This is a genomic window from Enterobacter sp. Cy-643, assembly GCF_011752815.1.
Classification (GTDB): domain Bacteria; phylum Pseudomonadota; class Gammaproteobacteria; order Enterobacterales; family Enterobacteriaceae; genus Cedecea.
On the sequence record NZ_VWWV01000002.1, the window covers coordinates 366,962 to 386,377 of the forward strand.

The following is a 19,416-nucleotide window of genomic DNA, read 5'->3' on the forward strand; positions in this document are numbered from 1 at the left end:
GACAGGTAACATAGATAACCCCCATCTGTGGGTTACTATTTTTTTTGTCATTGACCATTTAATAGAGAGAAAACTATGAGCGTTGTGCCTGTAGCCGACGTACTCCAGGGCCGTGCCGCCGTTGACAGCGAAGTCACCGTGCGCGGATGGGTACGTACTCGAAGAGATTCAAAAGCTGGTATCTCCTTCCTCGCCGTCTATGACGGTTCCTGCTTTGATCCTGTACAGGCCGTCATTAATAATTCTCTGCCCAATTACAATGAAGACGTGCTGCGCCTGACCACCGGCTGCTCCGTGATTGTTACCGGCGTGGTGGTCGAGTCTCAGGGCCAGGGCCAGGCTTTCGAACTTCAGGCGACCAAAGTGGAAGTGACTGGCTGGGTTGACGATCCGGATACCTACCCAATGGCGGCCAAACGCCACAGTATTGAATACCTGCGCGAAGTGGCTCACCTGCGCCCGCGTACCAACATGATTGGTGCCGTGGCTCGCGTTCGCCACACGCTGGCGCAGGCGCTGCATCGCTTCTTCCATGAAAATGGTTATTTCTGGGTATCAACTCCGCTGATCACCGCTTCGGATACCGAAGGCGCCGGTGAGATGTTCCGCGTCTCAACGCTGGATCTGGAAAACCTGCCTCGCACCGCAGAAGGCAAAGTCGATTTTGATAAAGACTTCTTCGGGAAAGAAGCCTTCCTGACCGTTTCCGGCCAGCTGAACGGCGAAACCTACGCGAGCGCGCTGTCCAAGGTTTATACCTTCGGCCCGACTTTCCGCGCGGAGAACTCCAACACCAGCCGCCACCTGGCTGAGTTCTGGATGCTGGAGCCGGAAGTCGCCTTTGCCGATCTGGACGACGTTGCCGGTCTGGCCGAAGCAATGCTCAAGTACGTCTTTAAGGCCGTCCTGAAAGAACGCATGGACGACATGAAGTTCTTTGCCGAGCGCGTGGACAAAGAGGCCATCGAGCGCCTCGAACGTTTCATCTCCGCAGATTTCGCCCAGGTTAACTACACCGATGCGGTCGACATCTTGCTGAACTGTGGGCATAAGTTCGAAAACCCGGTTTACTGGGGCGTCGATCTCTCCTCCGAGCACGAGCGTTACCTGGCCGAGCAGCACTTCAAGGCACCGGTGGTGGTGAAAAACTACCCGAAAGACATTAAAGCCTTCTATATGCGCCTTAACGAAGACGGTAAGACCGTTGCCGCGATGGACGTCCTGGCGCCAGGCATCGGTGAAATCATCGGTGGCTCCCAGCGTGAAGAGCGTCTGGATGTGCTGGACGCGCGCATGGCTGAAATGGGCCTGAATAAAGAAGATTACTGGTGGTACCGCGACCTGCGTCGCTATGGCACCGTGCCGCATTCAGGTTTCGGCCTGGGCTTTGAGCGTCTGATAGCCTATGTTACCGGCGTTCAGAACGTGCGCGACGTGATTCCGTTCCCACGTACCCCACGTAACGCCAGCTTCTAAGCCAGCAAAAACCAAAGGCCAGCTTTTCGCTGGCCTTTTTTACATTTGACAATAAAAGGTCTATTTTCTTCAGCGTTCATTAAGCAAACGTCAATTTCAACCTCCATTCCCAACTACCCCGTTACCAACTGTTTCTACCTCACACTCTTTAACAAAAATTGCGCTTAAGTTTGCTCGCATTTCAAATCAGTGCTGGGCATAGCACAATCGTTCACTTTTCACACAGACATCTGGACATCTAAAAACAAGTCAAAAAATGAACAATTGTGAACAAGAAATACCCATTCACTGAGCTTATGCGGATTAAACATAAGTAATTCATATATATATGTTAACAAGCGAAGCATTTTTGTTGCGCTAAGAATGAAATTTGAAATGGTTCACAAAGTTCCCTAAAATTAATATTTAGTTACACATATTTTCTTTTTGAAACTCAATGTGCGCATTTGTAGCACTTTCAGGCTAGCGAAACGGTTTCATGGATGGAAAGATGCCTGACAGATACAGAAAGACACCAAACTATCATCAATAGTTCCGTAAAGAATTATTGACGGCAGTGGCAGGTGTCCATAAAAACCACAATGAGGGTAATAAATAATGATGAAGCGCAATATTCTGGCAGTGGTTATCCCTGCTCTGCTGGTAGCCGGTGCAGCTAACGCTGCAGAAATCTACAACAAAGACGGCAACAAAGTAGACCTGTACGGCAAAGCGGTAGGTCTGCACTATTTTGCTAAAGACAACGGTGTTAACGCTCAGGGTAACGGCGACAAAACTTACGCCCGTCTTGGCTTCAAAGGCGAAACTCAGATTAACAGCCAACTGACCGGTTACGGCCAGTGGGAATACAACTTCCAGGGTAACAACTCTGAAGGTGCTGATGCTCAGAAAGGGAACAAAACCCGTCTGGCCTTCGCGGGTCTGAAATTCGGTGACGCAGGTTCCTTCGACTACGGCCGTAACTACGGTCTGGTTTATGATGCAATCGGCGTGACCGATATGCTGCCAGAGTTCGGTGGCGATACCGGCAACAGCGACAACTTCTTCTCCGGTCGTAACGGCGGCCTGGCCACTTACCGTAACCACAGCTTCTTCGGCCTGGTTGACGGTCTGGACTTCGGCGTTCAGTACCTGGGTAAAAACGATCGTGATGGTAACCCAACCCGCTCTAACGGCGACGGCTGGGCGAGCTCCGCAAGCTACACCGTTGATGGCTTCGGCATCGTAGGTGCATACGGCGCGGCAGACCGCACCAACACTCAGCAGACTCTGACTTACGGTCACGGTGCTAAAGCTGAGCAGTGGGCTACCGGTCTGAAATATGACGCGAACAACATCTACCTGGCAGCTCTGTACGGTGAAAGCCGTAACGCAACTCGCATCACCATCAACAAACAAGATGGCTTCCTGAACAAAACTCAGGACTTCTCCGTTGTGGCACAGTACCAGTTCGATTTCGGCCTGCGTCCATCCATCGCTTACTACAAATCTAAAGCGAAAGATGTTGAAGGTATCGGCAGCGAAGACTACATCAACTACATTGATATCGGCGCGACCTACTACTTCAACAAAAACATGTCTACCTACGTTGACTACCAGATCAACCAGATCGACAAAAACAACAAGCTGGGCGTTGGCGCAGACGACACCGTTGCGGTTGGTATCGTTTACCAGTTCTAATTTCAGCCACTTGTTTGTCTGAAATGTTTAAAAACAGGGCTTCGGCCCTGTTTTTTTATGGCAAAAAAGTAGAATAAACCCGATGTTATCGCTAACCGCCTCTTTTTGTCGCAAACGGTTGGCAATTCGTAAAACAGCAGTTAACCTGAAAGCGATTTCCCCCGATATCACTAATGGAACCCGTCATGTTTGAGAACATTACCGCTGCCCCTGCCGATCCTATTCTTGGTCTGGCTGACCTGTTTCGCGCCGACGACCGTCCAACCAAAATTAACCTCGGCATCGGGGTCTATAAGGATGAGACCGGTAAAACCCCAGTCCTGACCAGCGTGAAGAAAGCTGAGCTTTATCTGCTGGAAAATGAGACCACCAAAAACTATCTGGGCATTGATGGTATTCCAGAGTTTGGCCGCTGCACGCAAGAATTGCTGTTCGGTAAAAGCAATGCGCTTATCGCCGACAAACGCGCCCGCACCGCACAAACGCCAGGCGGCACCGGCGCGCTACGCGTTGCCGCTGATTTCCTGGCGAAAAACACCTCCGCCAAACGTGTCTGGGTAAGTAACCCAAGCTGGCCTAACCATAAAAGCGTGTTTAACGCCGCGGGCCTGGAAGTGAAAGAGTACGCCTACTATGATGCGGAAAATCACAGCCTGGACTTTGATGGCCTGGTGGCCAGCCTGCAGGCGGCGGAAGCCGGCGATGTAGTGCTGTTCCACGGCTGCTGCCATAACCCAACCGGGATCGATCCTACCGCCGATCAGTGGAAAACGCTGGCAGAGATGTCGCTGGCCAAAGGCTGGCTGCCGCTGTTTGACTTTGCTTACCAGGGCTTTGCTCGTGGTCTGGAAGAAGATGCCGAAGGCCTGCGTCTTTTCGCGGCCGGCCATAAAGAACTGCTGGTGGCCAGCTCCTACTCCAAGAACTTCGGTTTGTACAACGAACGCGTGGGCGCTTTCACGCTGGTTGCCGCCGATGCCGATACCGCTGACCGTTCATTCAGCCAGGTAAAATCGGTTATTCGCGCCAACTACTCCAACCCACCTGCACACGGTGCCTCCGTTGTGGCGACGATTCTGAGCAACGACGCGCTGCGTACCATGTGGGAACAAGAGCTGACCGATATGCGCCAGCGCATTCACCGCATGCGTCAGCTGTTTGTGAATACCCTGCAGGAGAAAGGCGCCAACCGCGACTTCAGCTTCATCATTAACCAGAACGGGATGTTCTCGTTCAGCGGCCTGACCAAAGAACAGGTTCTGCGCCTGCGTGAAGAGTTCGGCGTTTATGCCGTCGCATCTGGCCGCGTTAACGTGGCGGGCATGACGCCGGATAACATGGCGCCGCTGTGCGAAGCTATCGTTGCCGTGCTGTAATAGCCACGCATAGCAAAAGAGCCGCTTTAGCGGCTCTTTTTTATTGGAAATCCGTCTTACCAGACCGGCTGCTCATCCTGCAAAAACGGATTATGCAGGCGTTCGTAACCCAGCGTAGACATTGGGCCGTGGCCGGGAATAAAGGTCACATCATCCCCCAGCGGCAGCAGCTTACGCTTGATAGAATCAATCAACGCCGCGTGGTCACCGCGTGGAAAATCGCTGCGCCCCACTCCGCCTTTGAAGATCACATCGCCAGAAACCAGTAACCGAGAGTCGGCATCGAAGAAAACGATATGGCCAGGCGTATGCCCCGGACAATGCAACACCTGTAAAGTTACATTCCCTACGGAAACACGCTCCCCTTCGTTCAACCAGCGGTCCGGCGTCAAAGGCTGGCACTCGTCGAGGCCAAACATCCGGCTTTGCTGCGGCAGTCCCTGCAGCCAGAACTCATCTTCTTTTTCCGGTCCCACAACGGGCACGCCGTAGTGTGTCGCCAGCTCAGCCGCCGCGCCGACGTGATCGAGATGACCATGCGTCAACAGGATTTGGCTAATCTGCACGCCTTTCTGTGCCACTTCTTGCTTAATGCGCGCCGCATCGCCGCCGGGATCGACCAGCGCCGCCTGCTGCGTTTCCTCGCACCAAATAAGAGAACAGTTCTGGGCAAAAGCCGTAACCGGAATAATGTGATAGTTCATGCTGCTCCATTACCGACAACAAAGCCGGATTCCGTTGTTTTACCAGTGCCTTACGGGCCCTGTATCAATATGCACAAAGTCGCTGCTGGGGTAGTATCCTACACCACCTGCCCGCATAGATAATGCTGCTTTGCGAATATTGCTTAACGAAACGCCTTCAATATGGAAATCCATCGCCTGGCCTTTGGTGTGGTAGCTTTTTTTCGCCACGCCGCGGCTGTGAGCGCGAAGTTCATTATTGGTGTCGATGGAACGGTAGCCGGAAACCAGCTGGACCGGTTTGTTAGTCCCTAAAAGCCCCTGCAGGCGATAGAGTTGGTCAAACAGGGAAGGATCGATGGATTTAATCTTGTTCGCCCGGTAGTCCCGGAAGAAGTGATTAAGTTTTGCTAATTCATCCTGAATATAGCCTCTGCCATCAAAAAACTCAGCTTTCAGTGACTCTCCAGTGTGCAGGTTATTGAGAGTCAAAATACGCGGGCGTGGTGTCGAGAGGGTGGCAAACGACGGCAAAGGCATGAGAGCGGCACCGAAAGCCACGCCCCCCAAAGCCAGTAGCTTGCGGCGATTAGCGTCAAATTTGTCCATGATATCCAGGTCTACAGGTAATAAAATGATGGTTTAATATGCACTTCTGCGCACAGCCATCGCACCATAACTGCCCGAATTCGGTGAGTCAAGGCACGATAAAACCCAGCAACGGCGGGTCCTGTAGAGGACCCGGCTGCGTTTTACATTTTCTACGACCGCTAATTCATTAGAAATGTTGCGTTTAGCGGATTAATAACCCGGCTTTTGTGAGGTTTTGTGCGCCAGATCGCGCGGTGAGATCATAATTGTAAATATCTGTACGAAACTCGGTGCGGCCATCTTTTCCGACAAAAGCGGTCAGATAGTAAAGATTAACCGGAATGTTATGGCGGATATTAACGTATTTAGTGTTTCCTTCCTGCAACGTACTGGATATCCGGGAATCATTCCATCCAGCATCCTGCAGCAGCATATTTGCCAGCTCAGACGCCTTATTGACGCGCACACAGCCTGAACTCAGCGCCCTTGCATCCTTCTGGAAAAGGTTATGGTTTGGCGTATCGTGCAGGTAGATAGCGTCGGAACTCGGCATATTGAACTTGTAGCGCCCAAGCGAGTTTTGCGTGCCGGGCTTCTGCTGGAAGCGGAACGGCAGATTATTCTCGGTGATCGTCGACCAGTCTACGCGCCACGGATCGATCATCTCAGCATTGTTGCTCCAGCCGCGAATCACGCTGTAGCCGTGCTGCTCCAGATAACCCGGATTCTGTCGCACCTTTGGCAAAATATCTTTTCGCGCCAGCGTCGGCGGTACGTTCCACGGCGGGTTAACCACGACATTATTCAGCGCGCTACTCATCATCGGGGTTTTACGATCCGGGCGTCCGACGATAACGCGAGAAGCCAGGGCTTCATTGCCGTTGAGGTAATACACCAGAGAATAGTTAGGAATGTTCACCATAATGCCGGTTTCAAGTTTGTCTGGCAGCAGGCGTAAACGCTGAATATTCAGCGCCACCAGGGCCGCACGCTGCTGAGGCGTGACGTTAAGCCAGTCGCGCGTCAGTTGGCCAATCGCACCGTCCGAGCCTAGCCCTTGCCATTGCTGGAAGCGTTTAACGCCATCAACCAGATCGCGGCTGTAAACACCGCGGGCAGCAGTCTGAGATTTCTTCTTACCTGCTTGAGGAGAAGCGTCTTCGACATTAATCGCTGACGGGCTTACGGTGACATCGGCCACACTGGTCATCCCCGATGGCTTGTCCTGAAGCATGCCGGTCCGGGCAAGAATTTCTCTCAGTGCCCCTACGTCGTTGCTCCACTGCCCTGGCCTTAAGGTCTCTTTACCGGCCATTTTCGGCCACGGACGGGTGTCAGCCAGCAAATGAATGAGGGATTGATGCAGCTGAGCATACTGCGGATGCTGAGGCGCCAGGCTGTCGATAAAGTTCACCAGAGAACCCTGGTCAACGGCTACTTGCCACTGGTTAATCACCGACAGGGGCGGCGTTTTTAACGTGTAAGGCGTGCTGCTATAAAGCCAGCGATTGCCGTCAATCGGGATGCCCGAAACGAACTGCAGGTAGCCCATCATGGCGTCGGAAAGCACCACATCGCGTGCCATACCGGTCACTGCGGGATCGGTCAACAGCTCAACCCACTGGTTAAACTGCGGCTGTATTCCAGCAATGGCCACTTCTGCCAGCTGTTGCTGAAAAGCTTTTACCGCATCGCGGTTTTCCCACATCGGCTTCATGTCACGCGCGGCATAGAAAGCCGACAGGGCGTTGAGATAAACCGGCGTGTAGCCCGCAGGCAGACCCGCAATAAGCTGCGACCGGCTTTGTGCCGCTGACATCGTGGACGTGTTTGTTGGCAAAGTCCCGGCCATCGTGGCCGTCGCCGCAGACTGCGCCAAAGGCTGATTGAGTTCAGTGGGCCGATCGGTCTGGAAAGCAGAGCTGTCGGAGGGAACGACCGCAGGCTCGTCGGCCTGGGCCACAAACAGCGGAGCGAAACTGAGCGCCAGGCAGTAACCGACTGCCGATAGTCGAAAATCTTTAACTTTTCTAAGCAACATCCCTTGCCCCCTGTTTATTACTGTGCTCACCGTCAAAGGCGGGAAGTATTCACCACTAGTATATAAACAGTAAAAACCATTTGCCTGACAAAATGTAAAGAAAATTAAAGATTAAGACTGTTCGTGACAAAGAAAAAGCGGGCCTTAGCCCGCTTGATAATATCGCATCCAGTAGCGCTGGTTTACGAGGCGTCAGCCGTTTCCGAACCCTGCTGCGGCTCTGGCAACGCCGGGGCCGCAAAGCCACGCAGGCCAACAACGTGAACGTGTTCGCTGTTCTGGAAGACCTTACGCACCAGCTTATAGGTGGTCCCTTTTTCCGGGCTGATGTTTTCTGGCGCGGCAATAATTAATTGCATTTCCAGACGTTCACACAGCTCAAACAGCGTGGCGATGGACTTGGCATCCAGTCGCGCCGCCTCGTCAAGGAACAGCAGGCGGCAAGGCGAAATGTCTTTCCCACGCAGGCGCTGCGACTCATCTTCCCAGCTCTGAACAACCATCACCAGGATAGACATCCCGGTGCCGATAGCTTCCCCGGTGGACAGCGCCCCGCTCTCTGCACGCAGCCAGCCGTCTGAACCACGGTTTACCTCAACTTCCATTTCCAGGTAGTTACGGTAATCCAGCAGCTCTTCGCCAATGGTCTGCGGCGTGCGCTGGCCCATGTCGATCTGCGGGTTAAGCCGCTGATAAAGCTTCGCCAGCGCTTCGGAGAAGGTCAGACGATTGCTGTTAAACAGATCCTGATGCTGTTCGTGCTGCTCGGAAAGTACGTTTAATAGCGTCGCATGAGCCTCGCGCACGTTGACGTTCAGACGAACGCTCTTCACCTGGCCGAAGGAGACGCTTTGCAGACCCTGGTTGAGCATGCGAATTCGGTTCTGCTCGCGCTGGATCGTCTTGCGAATGATGTTCGCCACGCTGCGGGAGCTGATCGCCAGCTTCTGCTCGCGTGAAGTCAGCTCTTCCGTCAGGCGGCTCAGTTCAATTTCCATCTGTTCGATGGCTTCAACCGGATCGTCGGTACGAATGATGTCCTGGCGAATACGCTCGCGCAGGTGCTGATAAACCGCGACGAAGAACTGAATCTTACGCTCAGGGCGCTTAGGATCTTCCGACAGACGAAGCACGTCACGCAGATGTTCGTTGTCGGCCACCGCCAGGCGCAGCGCACCCAACGCTTTATCCGACATGGAACGCAGATCGTCCCCGGAAAGATAAGCCAGCTCACGGCGATGCAGACGGCGCTCGACGCCATTGTCTTTTACCATACGCATGACTGCGCACCAGCCTGCTTTCGCCGTCACGACCTGCTCGCGCATTTCAAAGTAATTGCGCTCCAGCTGCTTCAGTTTGCGGGTCAGGTTGTTCATCTCCGCTTCGCAGTAGGTCAGCTGTTTCTCAAGCTGGTTACGGCGCGAGCGGTTGTTGCTGAGCGCGGTATGCAGCTCATCGCGGCGCGCGCGTGCTCTTTCCTCCGCCCCGGTATCTGCGCGGACGCCGATGTCCTGCAGCTCTTTATGCAGGTCCGTCAGCAGCTCTTTTTTGGTATCAAACGAACTTTTCAGCGATGCCAGAAGCTGGCTGTACTGACCCAGCTGCTGGGCATGCTGGCGCAGCGCTTCACGGGAACGCGTACGCTCCACTTCAGCCTGCTCCAGACGCTGGCGCAGCTTCTCGTTCAGGTCGCTGTTGCCGTCCAGCATGGCGGCAGAGTCGCTGTAGCTAAAGTGAGCGCGACGCTGCACGACTTCGGTCAGCGCAAACGCACGCTGACGGGCATCACGCTGTATTTGCTGCGCATGGGCGTAGTCGTCTTTGAGCTGTTCGAACTGTTCAGGGTCGCTCTGCAGCACGCTGGCAACGCCTTCCAGTTTGATCAGCTGGTTGCCGTGCTGGTGAATAAAGCGAGCTGACTCTTCGGCTTCATCCAGGCGTTCCTGGATTTCATCGCAGCGATCGGCCAGCGTTTCGTCATTCAGCAGGCTAATGCGCGGCAGCAGGCGGTTCAGCTGAGCCACGCCCTCTTTTGCCTGCTCAAACTGCTGGCGCTGCTGCTGATTGTCATTTTCATGATTGTTGATCGCCCGCTCAATCTCGCCGCGACGGCTGTTGAGGTGGCGAATTTCCGCCTCAGGATCGTCTTCAAATGCCACGCCCAGGTGCTGGCCGATAAAGCGGCTAAACGACTGGTGCAGGCGCTGGTTTTTCTGCACATCAAAAGAAAGCGTCGCGAAGCGCTCGGCCAGTGACTCACGTTCGTTATGCAAGGCTTCAAGGCGGTTTTCACGCGCGGCGCGGCCAAACAGCGGCAGCTCAGGCAGACGCGAATAGCGCCACTGGCGCTCGGCGGTTTTGACGAGCACCGCCGCATCCATCTCTTCAACGGTAAACACGCTGTCATCGAACGAAGACGGATCCCCTTCAATCAGATAGAGATCTTCCGGGCAATCTTCCAGATTTTCCAGCTGTTCGCGTACTAAAGAAAGATCGGGCACCACGATGGCGTGACGGGACGGGCCATACAACGCGGAGAAGTACGGCGCATCTTCAAGGCCGATGTCATCATAAATTTCAGACAGCAGCACGCCGCCAAAACGTTCGGCCAGCGCGTTGAGGCGCGGGTCTTCGGCACCACCAGGCTGGCTGAGGCGTTCGATCTCGTCATCTACGGCACGTTTACGCGCCCCGACTTCGTCACGCTCAACGGTGGATTCGCGCTCGCGCTCCAGCAGCTGCTGCATGTACTCAGTCACCTGCTGGCTGGCTTCGAACTGCTCCCCGCTTTGCTCACACAGCTGTGTCAGGCTGGTTTGCGCCGCAATCCATCTTGGCGCGCGCAGGTTCAGCGTTTTGATGCTGGCCTGAATCTGTTCCAGCTCCTGACGCAGCGCCATGCGCTGTTCGCTTGCTTCGGCTACGGTTTGCTGCAGCGCACCGATGCGCTCTTCCAGCTCCTCATGCAGCGCTTCAAGCTCTTCCGGATCGAACTGTTTGCCCTGGCGTTTACAGAAGTCAGCGAGCAAGCGCTCGGCTTCCTGCTGTTCACGCAGGCGCTGTTCCAGCTCGTTGAGACGCATACGCAGCGGCTGAACCTGATCGGCCAGATGACGCTGGTTGCTGCTGTCGCGCAGCAATTCACGCGCGGTGTCCCAGGCTTCGCTTCGGCTCACCGGGCCACTGATGGCAGTCACCAGTTGGTAAGCGTGTTCGAACTGGCTATGCGCCGCCTGAGCCACGCTCATTTTCTGCTCGAGAGACAGCAGTTTGTCGGTTGCCTCAATCTCTTTCGCTTTGAAAGTATCCAGCCATTCATCGGCGCTGTCGGCGGTCAAATCCGGCAGGTGACAAAGCTCGCGAGCACGCTCCAGCGCCTGTAGCGCCTGCTGATACTGAATAGCGCGGGTCTGCTGTACATCCAGCGCCTGCTGATAATCCGCAAGCTGGCTTTTCAGCTCATCGACTTCCAGTTCGGCGGCTTCGGCCCGGGCCTCGTTTTCTTCCTGCTGTTCGTGCGCTTCGGCAACGATCTCATTTTGCTCTTCAAGACGAATTTGCAGCTCGTCGAGGTCAGCTTCGTAGCGCTCGATCTTTTCCTGCTGGCGAATCGCCGTTTGCACCAGGTTCAGATGATCGCTTGCGGCCTGATAATCCGTTTCCAGATCTCCTTCCGCACCGCTGTGTTCGCCCAACTCGCGCGCCATATCAACGTGCTTGTACTGTTCAGCAGCCAGCTGCTGGCGGCTTACCAGCAGTTCACGGCGAAATTCCAGCGCTTTGTCCAGGTGGATACGCCGTTCGTTGGCGTGGCGCATGTAGTCCGCCGCCACGTAGTCAGTTGCTTCCGAGATTAAATGCTTAAACAAATCACGGTCAGACTGAGTGACGCGAATCGCTTCCAGCGTCATGCGGTTTTCACGCAGCGCCGCTTCCATGTCCTGGAAGGCTTTGCGCACGCCGCCGTTTTCCGGCAGCAGGTAATCACGCAGGGAACGGGTGATCGCGCTGGAAATACCGCCGTACAGCGAGGCTTCAATCAGGCGATAGTATTTGCTACGGTCTGCGGCGCTGCGCAAACGACGGGCAACAATACCCAGATCGAACATCAGCGAGTGGTAGTCGGTGATGGAGTTGAACTGCTTGAACTGCACGCCTTCAATGGCTTCAACTTTGTCCTTCAGCTCCTGCAGGCTGAGTACGCGAGCCTGACGCTCATTCAGCGTTTCGGTCAGTAACTGCGTTGGCTGAATCGAGGTTGGCAAGCCCTGAATAGCAAAGGGTTTAATATCGACTTTACGGTCGCGCCCGGCGACCTGCTGCAGACGGACACCCACCACAACGCGCTGATGGCGTGAGTTGATGACGTCCAGCGTGGAGTAACAGACGCCCGCTTTCAGCTTACCGTGAAGGCCTTTATCGCGAGAGCCTGAGGTGGCTCCCGCCTCCGTGGTGTTACGGAAGTGCAGCAAGGTTAAGTCCGGGATAAGCGCCGTGACGAAAGCCGCCATAGTAGTGGACTTACCCGCCCCGTTACCCCCGGAAAGCGTGGTGACCAGCTCATCGAGATCGAAGGTCCGCGCGAAGAAACCGTTCCAGTTAACCAGCGTCAGCGAGCGAAATTTTCCGCGTTCAATCATTCTTGTTCATCCTCCGCGTTATCCAGTCCTGGTTGTGGCTCATCGCTCTCATCATTGAGCTGCAGGCGACTTTCAACCGCCATGGCTTCGCCGTCGCGAATCATGCGCAGCTGGGCTTCGCGTGGGTCATCGCCGGTACGCACATCGGCGCCGAAGCGGAAGACCGATTCAGTGATGCGGAATTTACTGCTGTCGTGGCCCATAAACCAGATCATACCGAGGCGGCGCAGGCGAGTCAGTGAAGCACGCACTTTCTCCTGCAGCTTTTGTCGGTCAAGGTCGGATCCGGTGGAGCGGTTATTCACCAGCTTCAGCAGCTTGTTTTCATCCGCCAGCGTTAGCAGCTCGTCGTAAAGTTCCTGCTGGGTGAAGATCCCTTCGTTGGCGAGTCGTTCCGGACTGAGATAGAGGTAGCACAGAATTTTGCCCACCATCATATCCAGCTCGGAGAGCACAGAACGTGGGATTAGCGTGGTGGAACGTGGACGCAGATAGAAAAAGCCTTCTGGCGCCCGGATAAGCTCCACGTTATAACGCGCGTAAAATTCTTCCAGATATTCCTGGAAATCCATCAAAAAGGCGTGGTTATCCAGCTCTTCGAGTCCAATATGGCGCCCGGCGCGCAGCTGGCTATCGAGCGCAGGAAAAAGAGGGTTGGCCAGCGCCTGTGCCAGTTTAACCGGCATCACTTGTTCAATATTTGTTGATGACATGCGCCTGTACCTTGGCTCCGTAATCGTTAATGGTTTGCCACTTAGCCGGCAATCCTGTGAAATCCGCTTCCGCTACGCCCAGGCGCACCGCCTGGTCTACAACAATACGTGCCACATCGAAGTGACGCGCGCGAGGGTATTGCACGAGGTAGTCACGTACCACAACCCCCAGATCGAGAGGCGCTTGTTGGGTTTTGTAGACCTGCAGCGCCGCTTCGATCAGCGCCGCCAGCTGTTCACGAATTTCGTTAAATTCTTCAAACTCGAGCTCACTTGGCAACTCACCGGTGACTTCTTCATCCCGCAAAGCCATCTCTTCGTCACGCATATCCAGCAGGCGATCGGCGCTGGAATAGGTCAGCGCCCATGGCGCATCGAAGTAGCTTTGCACCGACTGCCGCAGACGTTGAGCAAAGACGCGATTTTTATCCATGTCGATAGCGGTACGGATAAATTTATGCACGTGACGGTCATAGCCAATCCACAGGTCAATGGCCTGCTGACCCCAGCTGATAATACGGTCAAGTTTGCTTTGCAGGTCGAACACCAGGCGATCGACAAAGTGAAGATCGTCGCGGCCCAGGGTTGAGTCCTGAACGCGCAGCAGGTTGGCCTGCAGTTTATCCCCCGCGGCTTCGAGCGTATCCTGCAGTTCACGTAGCGTGCCGGAGGTCTCTGAAAGCAGCAGCTCACAGCTTGAAATCGCCGCCCGCCAGTCTTTGTTCAGCAGTTGGGCAATGTCATCTTTTACCTGCTGCTGCTGCTCGTCCATGATGCGCTGGGTCAGGTCGATACTGTCGAAAATCTCCGCCACGGAATATTTCAGCGGCGCGTAAACATTGCGATGCCAGTGGAACTCATCGCCGCCTTCATCGGCCGCATCGGCGGCGCGCTTAAGCTCACCCGCCACGATAGAAAGCTGCATAGACAGACGCAGCGTGGAAAACTCACGCTGGCGAATGTAGTAGTCGGTGATACCAATCCCCAGAGGCGTCAGGCGATAAATGGCATTGCCTTCAGTTAGCTCGCTGACAAAGCGATTGAGCAAGCGCTGACGAACCATATCGTTGATGGCGTTGTTCGCGCGCACGGTGATAGTTTCGCTCGTTTGTTCAAAGCCATCGCTGACGTGACGAAACGCATCGATCAGCTCTCCCTCGCTCAGCTCGCCATCAAGACGCTCGCCGTTTAAGGTGGCCACGGCCAGCAAAAACGTCAGGCGCTCCGTAGGCAGCGAGATCGAAAAATCATTTTTCCTGGCCCAGGCAACCAGTTCAGGCACTGTCTGGGAAAAATCACTCATAATTTATCCTTGGCTCTGCGGCTTAAACGCGGTTACGTGAATATAGCGGCCGAGACTGATAAACGGCTCCTGCCGACAATAACGCGTCTCCAGCGTCAGCAAATCGTCAAAACCATCTCGTTGTTTGTGTTTATCTCGCAGGTAATCATGAAACACCCGCACGCCGGTTTTACCGGTAATTTGCCAGCCAATTTGCTCCAGCCAGTGGTAAACCTGTTCTGGCTGCAGCGGATTGTCGGGCGAAAGGGTTTTGCGCTTATTTTTTTTCATCCCCTGCAGCACATATTCGAAGTTTCCGACAAACATGTTTCGCATCAGCAGGCCGTTTGCATTGTAGAACATTAGCGACAAAGTGCCGCCGGGACGCAAACAATCCCAAAGCGCTTTCAGCACGGCCTGAGGATCGGTGACCCACTCAAGCACCGCATGAAACAATATCAGATCAACCGGGCTTTCCAAATGTTGAGCCATATCCTGAGCGGCAGATTGTACAAAATGCATGTTGTCGCTCACACCTTTCTCGTGAGCAAGCATTTTTGCACGTGCAATCATTTCGGCGGACACATCGCAAAGCACCACTTCATGCCCACGCTCAGCGAAGCGGGTGGCCGTTTGCCCCTCCCCACCGCCGGCATCCAACACCTTTAAAGCTGCGGGCTGTGTCGCAAGAAAAGCATCCAGATCCTGCCAGAGAATCGCCTGCCGCAACTGGCCTTTAGTTGTGCCATAGATATTGTGCGAAAACTTCTCGGCAATATCGTCAAAATTGCGGTCACCCATGGGTACAGCTCCGTGGCAAAAGAGGTCATCTGACAAAACCGCTATTTTGGCACAGGCGGGACGAGAATGAACCCATCTGGTGTAATATCACGGGGGTTTACCTGCTGGATGGTTAAAAAGGATCCGAATTTCATGCTTTTTATACTGAAAAAAATCATTGGCGGGCTGCTGCTTCCCCTGCCATTCCTGCTGTTAACCATGGGCGTGGCTCTGGCGCTGCTGTGGTTTACTCGCTGGCAAAAAACGGCCAAAGGATTACTCACGGCCAGCTGGCTGGTGCTTTTTCTGATTAGCCTGCAGCCCGTCGCGGACTGGATGCTAAAGCCTATCGAAGACACCTACGCCACTCGCCAGCAGGGCGACAACGCTCGCTACATCGTCGTCCTGGGCGGCGGTTACACCTGGAACCCGGCCTGGGCTCCCAGCTCAAACCTGATCGACAACAGTTTACCGCGGCTCACCGAAGCGATTCGTCTGAAACAGCTCAATCCAGGGGCAAAATTGATCTTTACCGGGGCGCGGGCGATGACAAACTCGGTCAGCACCGCAGAGGCAGGCGCCAGGGTGGCGGAAAGTCTAGGCATTTCCAGGGACGACATCATTACCCTGGACTCGCCTAAAGACACGGAGGAGGAAGCTTACGCCGTGGCCAGGCTGATAGGCCAGCAGCCGTTTATTCTGGTGACATCTGCTTCGCACCTGCCACGGGCAATAATCTTCTTCACCCGCGCCGGACTGCATCCTCTCCCGGCCCCGGCTAACCAGCTGGCGATAACCTCTCCGCTTAATCCGTGGGAAAAGGCTATCCCCGACCCGGTATGGCTGATGCACAGTGAACGCGTTGCCTATGAGACCCTCGGACGCCTGTGGCAGTGGCTGAAAGGCACTTCAGGAGAGCCAGGGCAGCAATGACTTAGAGGCATTGTCAAACACCGGCCGGTTCAGGCGGCCGGTTTGCAGCAGCTGCGCAATCTCATCCCACAGCACATATAGCCAGCGCCGCCAGAGGAAAGATTCTGCGACCGGGGCACGCTGTAAATAGTGCCAAAGCAGACTCTCGGCCTGACCAGGCTCAGCCAGACGAAACAGTTCATATTCTCGGGGAGCCCAAAGCATAACCCCGGGGTTAACCATCGCCAGCAATTGATCGCTACGAGAATCCTTGAGCATGCTGCGGAGGGAAAAATTGCCGTGAATAAGCACGCAGTTATCGCTGAAGTCTTCGAACATACGCGGCAGACATTCTCGGGTACGAAACAGAATACGTTTATCCTGCATGGTTAACCCGGTGTTCTGGTACTGATTGAGCGTAGTCCAAAGCACTTCGACCCGCTGGCGGTACCAATGCGGCCAGATATTTTCCTGAGTGCTGTCGACGCTCCCCACACAGCCGCTGCTGTCCACGCGATGCCAGGCTAACAGCCCCTCAACAATCTGGTCTTTGAGCTGCTCCCAGCGGTCAGGCGTCCGGGTTGGCGCTTCGCCGGGAACCCCGCGCAGGCGCTCCATCAGCAAAACGTCCGGACCAGGATGTTCTTCGTGAGTCAACACGCCGTAGACCACCGGCATGCGGACGGTGCCTGAACGCGCCAGCATCGACATTTTCCAGGCCAGCTGTGTTGCCAGGCCCGGCGAGGTAAAGCTCTTAGCGAGCAGCGGCATCGCGTGGCCGCCGCTGTCGTAGAGCGACCAGAGTGCAGTTTCCGCATGTTCGCTAATGCACTCAATACGGCTTAATTTCTCACCCAACAGGTGACTTAGCTCCTTACGCAGCAATTCCATACCGATTTCCCCTGGTAATACTGTTGATTTAATAATGAGCGCACCAGGCGAAGTTGTCACCACTCCAGATCAATTGGGTTTCAGAAAAAGAAAAACCGGCCTGGTTAGCCGGTTTGATTGTTCACGCTGAAGGTGAATTAGCGCATTGCGAGACGGACGCGTTCAAGATCTTCTGGGGTGTCCACGCCAATACTTGGGATGGCCTTCGCCACGGCAACATGTATTTTTTCGCCGTTCCACAAGACGCGCAGCTGTTCAAGCATTTCGATTTGTTCAAGCTGGCTCGGTGCCCAACTGACGTAGCGACGGATGAAACCAGCGCGGTAGCCATAGATGCCGATATGACGCAGGAAGGTATCGCCAATCTCTTCACGTGAAGCGGCAAAACGCTCTCGATCCCACGGAATAGTGGCGCGTGAGAAATAGAGCGCGTAGCCCTGCGCATCCATGACCACTTTTACCGCATTCGGATTAAACGCTTCTTCCGCCGATTCGATAGGCACCGCAAGCGTTGCCATACCGGCTTTACTGTTAGCAACGTTGGTAGCGACCTGCTGAATAATCACCGGGGGGATCATTGGCTCATCGCCCTGCACGTTCACGATTACCGTGTCGTCGCTAAAGCCGCATTTCTCAATGACTTCAGCCAGGCGTTCGGTACCGGACTGATGATCGGGGCTGGTCAGGCAAACTTCCCCACCTGCCGCCTCGACAATACGGGCCACATCAGGATGATCGGTGGCGACAATGATACGTTCCGCCCCGGACTCACGCGCCCGATCAAGCACGTGCAGAACCATCGCTTTGCCGTTGATCTCTTTTAAAGGCTTGCCCGGCAGACGCGTGGACGCATATCGTGCGGGAATAATAGCGACAAAACTCATGGATTAGTCTCGTCTGAAGTCAGCGTCCGGGCTTCACTTTCCAGCAGAACCGGAATGCCATCTCGCAGCGGGTATGCCAGCCCGTCAGGCTTACAGATAAGCTCTTGCTTTTCCTGGTTATAGTAGAGCTTGCCGTTACAGACCGGGCAGGCAATGATTTCAAGTAAACGACTTTCCATAATTACTCCAGATGAGTGCCATCAACGGCACCAGAATAGCATAAATGACTAGCCAGCCGGGGCCATTTCCCAGCCATCGCCCCAGTTTTCTCTTAGTTCAGCAGGCAAAATACCCAGGGTAAGATGCGTCGCGGATTGCCAGCGAGCAAATTCCGTCAGTGCGCCACGCAGGCCTGCCCGCAAAGCGTCAGTGGCTTTTATGCCCTCTTCCAGATAAAGGCTTATGACCTCGAGCTGCCCTTCCTTACGGTGCATTTTGGCGTCTATCCTGCCAACCAGCGCCCCTTTGTGCAGCAGCGGCAAAACAAAATAACCATAGCGGCGCTTTTCCGCAGGGGTATAGCATTCCAGCCGATAGGAAAAGTTAAACAACGCTTCTGCTCTGCGGCGATCCCAAACGACCGGATCAAACGGTGAAAGCACGGCGCTGTGTGTTGCTTTAAGCTGATTGTCCTGCGCTTTCTCAAGCAGCGGTAGCAGCGAATGATGCAGCAGCATATCGCCCAGTTTATCGACCTGGACGCGAATGACATTCCCCGATGCAAGCCAGCTTTCTATCAAGGGCTTTAACGCAATATTTTTCAGTCGGTAGTAATCAGCGAGCCATTCCGGACGAAAGATCCCCAGGCTACGGGCGCTATTTTCCAGCATGAGTAACTCAGCCTCTGGCTGCTCAATCAGATGCTGGGCATCGTTCCAGTGCGGCATAACACGGTGGGTTAAATCGTAAACCCTTTGAAAATTACGCCGCTCCGTCACCATCACCTGCCCGGCGGTAAATAACCCCTCGAGGTGTTTTTTCTGTGGCTTCCACTCCCACCAGCCGCTTGCCCCTTTGCCGGGATGCTCAAAATCAGCGGAGCGGACGGGGCCATTGTCTTCGATATAAGCGAGCAGCTGGCTGATATCTTCCGCATGCTCATTCATCCATTCGGGACGGTATTTCCAGCCCATGTTTTCAGGGCTCAGCATCCGGTGGCGAATAAGCGCAAAATCTTTTTTCGGCAAAAAGCAGGCTTCATGCGCCCAGTACTCAATTAGCTCTCCGCTCGCCAGGGCACTATCAAGCCAGCCGGATTCATACTGCCCAAGGCGGCTGAATAAAACCAGGTAAGGGCTGCGGGCCACAATATTAATGGTGTCAATTTGCAGCAACGACATGCGGGAGATCGTGTCGGTAACATCAGCGGGCCGTGCACGACGGCGAGGCTTTTGGAGTAAGCCCTGGGCTGCAAGGTGGAGATTTCGGGCTGCTCGTAATGAAAGCTGTGAAACGGTCATGGCACAC

General features: G+C 54.5%; 15 protein-coding genes. 4 read left to right on the top strand and 11 right to left on the bottom strand.

Going from position 1 to position 19,416, the window contains the following annotated elements; genetic code table 11:
• Window positions 1-75 precede the first annotated feature (75 nt).
• The 3 genes from asnS (at window position 76) to F3J29_RS10080 (ending at window position 4,532) form a co-directional block, all read left to right on the top strand.
• Window positions 76-1,476 carry an asparagine--tRNA ligase gene (asnS, locus tag F3J29_RS10070; RefSeq protein WP_166865820.1) on the top strand — a complete coding sequence of 467 codons (1,401 nt, stop codon included), beginning with the start codon at window positions 76-78 and terminating at the stop codon, window positions 1,474-1,476.
• A 597-nt stretch (window positions 1,477-2,073) separates the two neighbouring features.
• Window positions 2,074-3,156, top strand: coding sequence for a porin OmpF (ompF, locus tag F3J29_RS10075; protein ID WP_286175267.1), 1,083 nt, complete (start codon window positions 2,074-2,076; stop codon window positions 3,154-3,156).
• Window positions 3,157-3,341: 185 nt separating this feature from the next.
• Window positions 3,342-4,532, top strand: a complete 1,191-nt coding sequence (locus F3J29_RS10080) for an amino acid aminotransferase (protein ID WP_166865822.1) — start codon at window positions 3,342-3,344, stop codon at window positions 4,530-4,532.
• A 56-nt stretch (window positions 4,533-4,588) separates the two neighbouring features.
• On the opposite strand, the gene F3J29_RS10085 is transcribed toward F3J29_RS10080, so the two are convergent.
• The 7 genes from F3J29_RS10085 to cmoM form a co-directional block, all read right to left on the bottom strand.
• A complete protein-coding gene (locus F3J29_RS10085; protein WP_166865824.1) occupies window positions 4,589-5,236 on the bottom strand; it encodes an MBL fold metallo-hydrolase in 648 nt (215 codons plus the stop codon).
• Between the two features lie 39 nt (window positions 5,237-5,275).
• Window positions 5,276-5,824, bottom strand: a complete 549-nt coding sequence (mepK, locus tag F3J29_RS10090; RefSeq protein WP_039301593.1) for a peptidoglycan L,D-endopeptidase MepK — start codon at window positions 5,822-5,824, stop codon at window positions 5,276-5,278.
• Between the two features lie 184 nt (window positions 5,825-6,008).
• Window positions 6,009-7,847 (bottom strand): L,D-transpeptidase, encoded by a 1,839-nt coding sequence (gene ldtD / locus F3J29_RS10095; RefSeq protein WP_166865825.1) that lies wholly within the window; start codon window positions 7,845-7,847, stop codon window positions 6,009-6,011.
• 182 nt (window positions 7,848-8,029) lie between these two features.
• Window positions 8,030-12,487 carry a chromosome partition protein MukB gene (gene mukB / locus F3J29_RS10100; protein ID WP_166865827.1) on the bottom strand — a complete coding sequence of 1,486 codons (4,458 nt, stop codon included), beginning with the start codon at window positions 12,485-12,487 and terminating at the stop codon, window positions 8,030-8,032.
• Entirely contained in the window at window positions 12,484-13,200 is a 717-nt protein-coding gene (gene mukE / locus F3J29_RS10105; protein ID WP_008461197.1) for a chromosome partition protein MukE, read from the bottom strand. The genes mukB and mukE overlap by 4 nt, the downstream gene beginning before the upstream one ends.
• A complete protein-coding gene (mukF, locus tag F3J29_RS10110) occupies window positions 13,181-14,503 on the bottom strand; it encodes a chromosome partition protein MukF (RefSeq protein ID WP_166865829.1) in 1,323 nt (440 codons plus the stop codon). The genes mukE and mukF overlap by 20 nt, the downstream gene beginning before the upstream one ends.
• A 3-nt stretch (window positions 14,504-14,506) precedes the next feature.
• On the bottom strand, window positions 14,507-15,283 hold the full coding sequence (cmoM, locus tag F3J29_RS10115; RefSeq protein ID WP_166865832.1) for a tRNA uridine 5-oxyacetic acid(34) methyltransferase CmoM: 777 nt from the start codon (window positions 15,281-15,283) through the stop codon (window positions 14,507-14,509).
• 132 nt (window positions 15,284-15,415) lie between these two features.
• Here cmoM and elyC point away from each other — a divergent pair, with 132 nt between their 5' ends.
• Complete coding sequence (gene elyC / locus F3J29_RS10120) at window positions 15,416-16,195, top strand: envelope biogenesis factor ElyC (RefSeq protein ID WP_166865833.1); 780 nt, start codon at window positions 15,416-15,418, stop codon at window positions 16,193-16,195.
• Here the strand turns inward: elyC and F3J29_RS10125 are convergent.
• The 4 genes from F3J29_RS10125 to F3J29_RS10140 form a co-directional block, all read right to left on the bottom strand.
• Entirely contained in the window at window positions 16,172-17,065 is an 894-nt protein-coding gene (locus F3J29_RS10125; protein ID WP_166865835.1) for a YcbJ family phosphotransferase, read from the bottom strand. The two genes, elyC and F3J29_RS10125, sit on opposite strands and share 24 nt — an antisense overlap.
• 137 nt (window positions 17,066-17,202) lie before the next feature.
• Window positions 17,203-17,949 (bottom strand): 3-deoxy-manno-octulosonate cytidylyltransferase, encoded by a 747-nt coding sequence (gene kdsB / locus F3J29_RS10130; RefSeq protein ID WP_166865837.1) that lies wholly within the window; start codon window positions 17,947-17,949, stop codon window positions 17,203-17,205.
• Window positions 17,946-18,128 (bottom strand): protein YcaR, encoded by a 183-nt coding sequence (gene ycaR / locus F3J29_RS10135; protein ID WP_008461191.1) that lies wholly within the window; start codon window positions 18,126-18,128, stop codon window positions 17,946-17,948. The genes kdsB and ycaR overlap by 4 nt, the downstream gene beginning before the upstream one ends.
• 48 nt (window positions 18,129-18,176) lie before the next feature.
• Entirely contained in the window at window positions 18,177-19,409 is a 1,233-nt protein-coding gene (locus tag F3J29_RS10140) for a winged helix-turn-helix domain-containing protein (RefSeq protein WP_166865839.1), read from the bottom strand.
• Window positions 19,410-19,416 lie beyond the last annotated feature (7 nt).

Coding starts and splice junctions, on each gene's coding strand:
- asnS (WP_166865820.1), top strand. CDS start 76: ATGAGCGTTGTGCCTGTAGCCGACGTACTCCAGGGCCGTGCCGCCGTT.
- ompF (WP_286175267.1), top strand. CDS start 2,074: ATGATGAAGCGCAATATTCTGGCAGTGGTTATCCCTGCTCTGCTGGTA.
- F3J29_RS10080 (WP_166865822.1), top strand. CDS start 3,342: ATGTTTGAGAACATTACCGCTGCCCCTGCCGATCCTATTCTTGGTCTG.
- F3J29_RS10085 (WP_166865824.1), bottom strand. CDS start 5,236: ATGAACTATCACATTATTCCGGTTACGGCTTTTGCCCAGAACTGTTCT.
- mepK (WP_039301593.1), bottom strand. CDS start 5,824: ATGGACAAATTTGACGCTAATCGCCGCAAGCTACTGGCTTTGGGGGGC.
- ldtD (WP_166865825.1), bottom strand. CDS start 7,847: ATGTTGCTTAGAAAAGTTAAAGATTTTCGACTATCGGCAGTCGGTTAC.
- mukB (WP_166865827.1), bottom strand. CDS start 12,487: ATGATTGAACGCGGAAAATTTCGCTCGCTGACGCTGGTTAACTGGAAC.
- mukE (WP_008461197.1), bottom strand. CDS start 13,200: ATGTCATCAACAAATATTGAACAAGTGATGCCGGTTAAACTGGCACAG.
- mukF (WP_166865829.1), bottom strand. CDS start 14,503: ATGAGTGATTTTTCCCAGACAGTGCCTGAACTGGTTGCCTGGGCCAGG.
- cmoM (WP_166865832.1), bottom strand. CDS start 15,283: ATGGGTGACCGCAATTTTGACGATATTGCCGAGAAGTTTTCGCACAAT.
- elyC (WP_166865833.1), top strand. CDS start 15,416: ATGCTTTTTATACTGAAAAAAATCATTGGCGGGCTGCTGCTTCCCCTG.
- F3J29_RS10125 (WP_166865835.1), bottom strand. CDS start 17,065: ATGGAATTGCTGCGTAAGGAGCTAAGTCACCTGTTGGGTGAGAAATTA.
- kdsB (WP_166865837.1), bottom strand. CDS start 17,949: ATGAGTTTTGTCGCTATTATTCCCGCACGATATGCGTCCACGCGTCTG.
- ycaR (WP_008461191.1), bottom strand. CDS start 18,128: ATGGAAAGTCGTTTACTTGAAATCATTGCCTGCCCGGTCTGTAACGGC.
- F3J29_RS10140 (WP_166865839.1), bottom strand. CDS start 19,409: ATGACCGTTTCACAGCTTTCATTACGAGCAGCCCGAAATCTCCACCTT.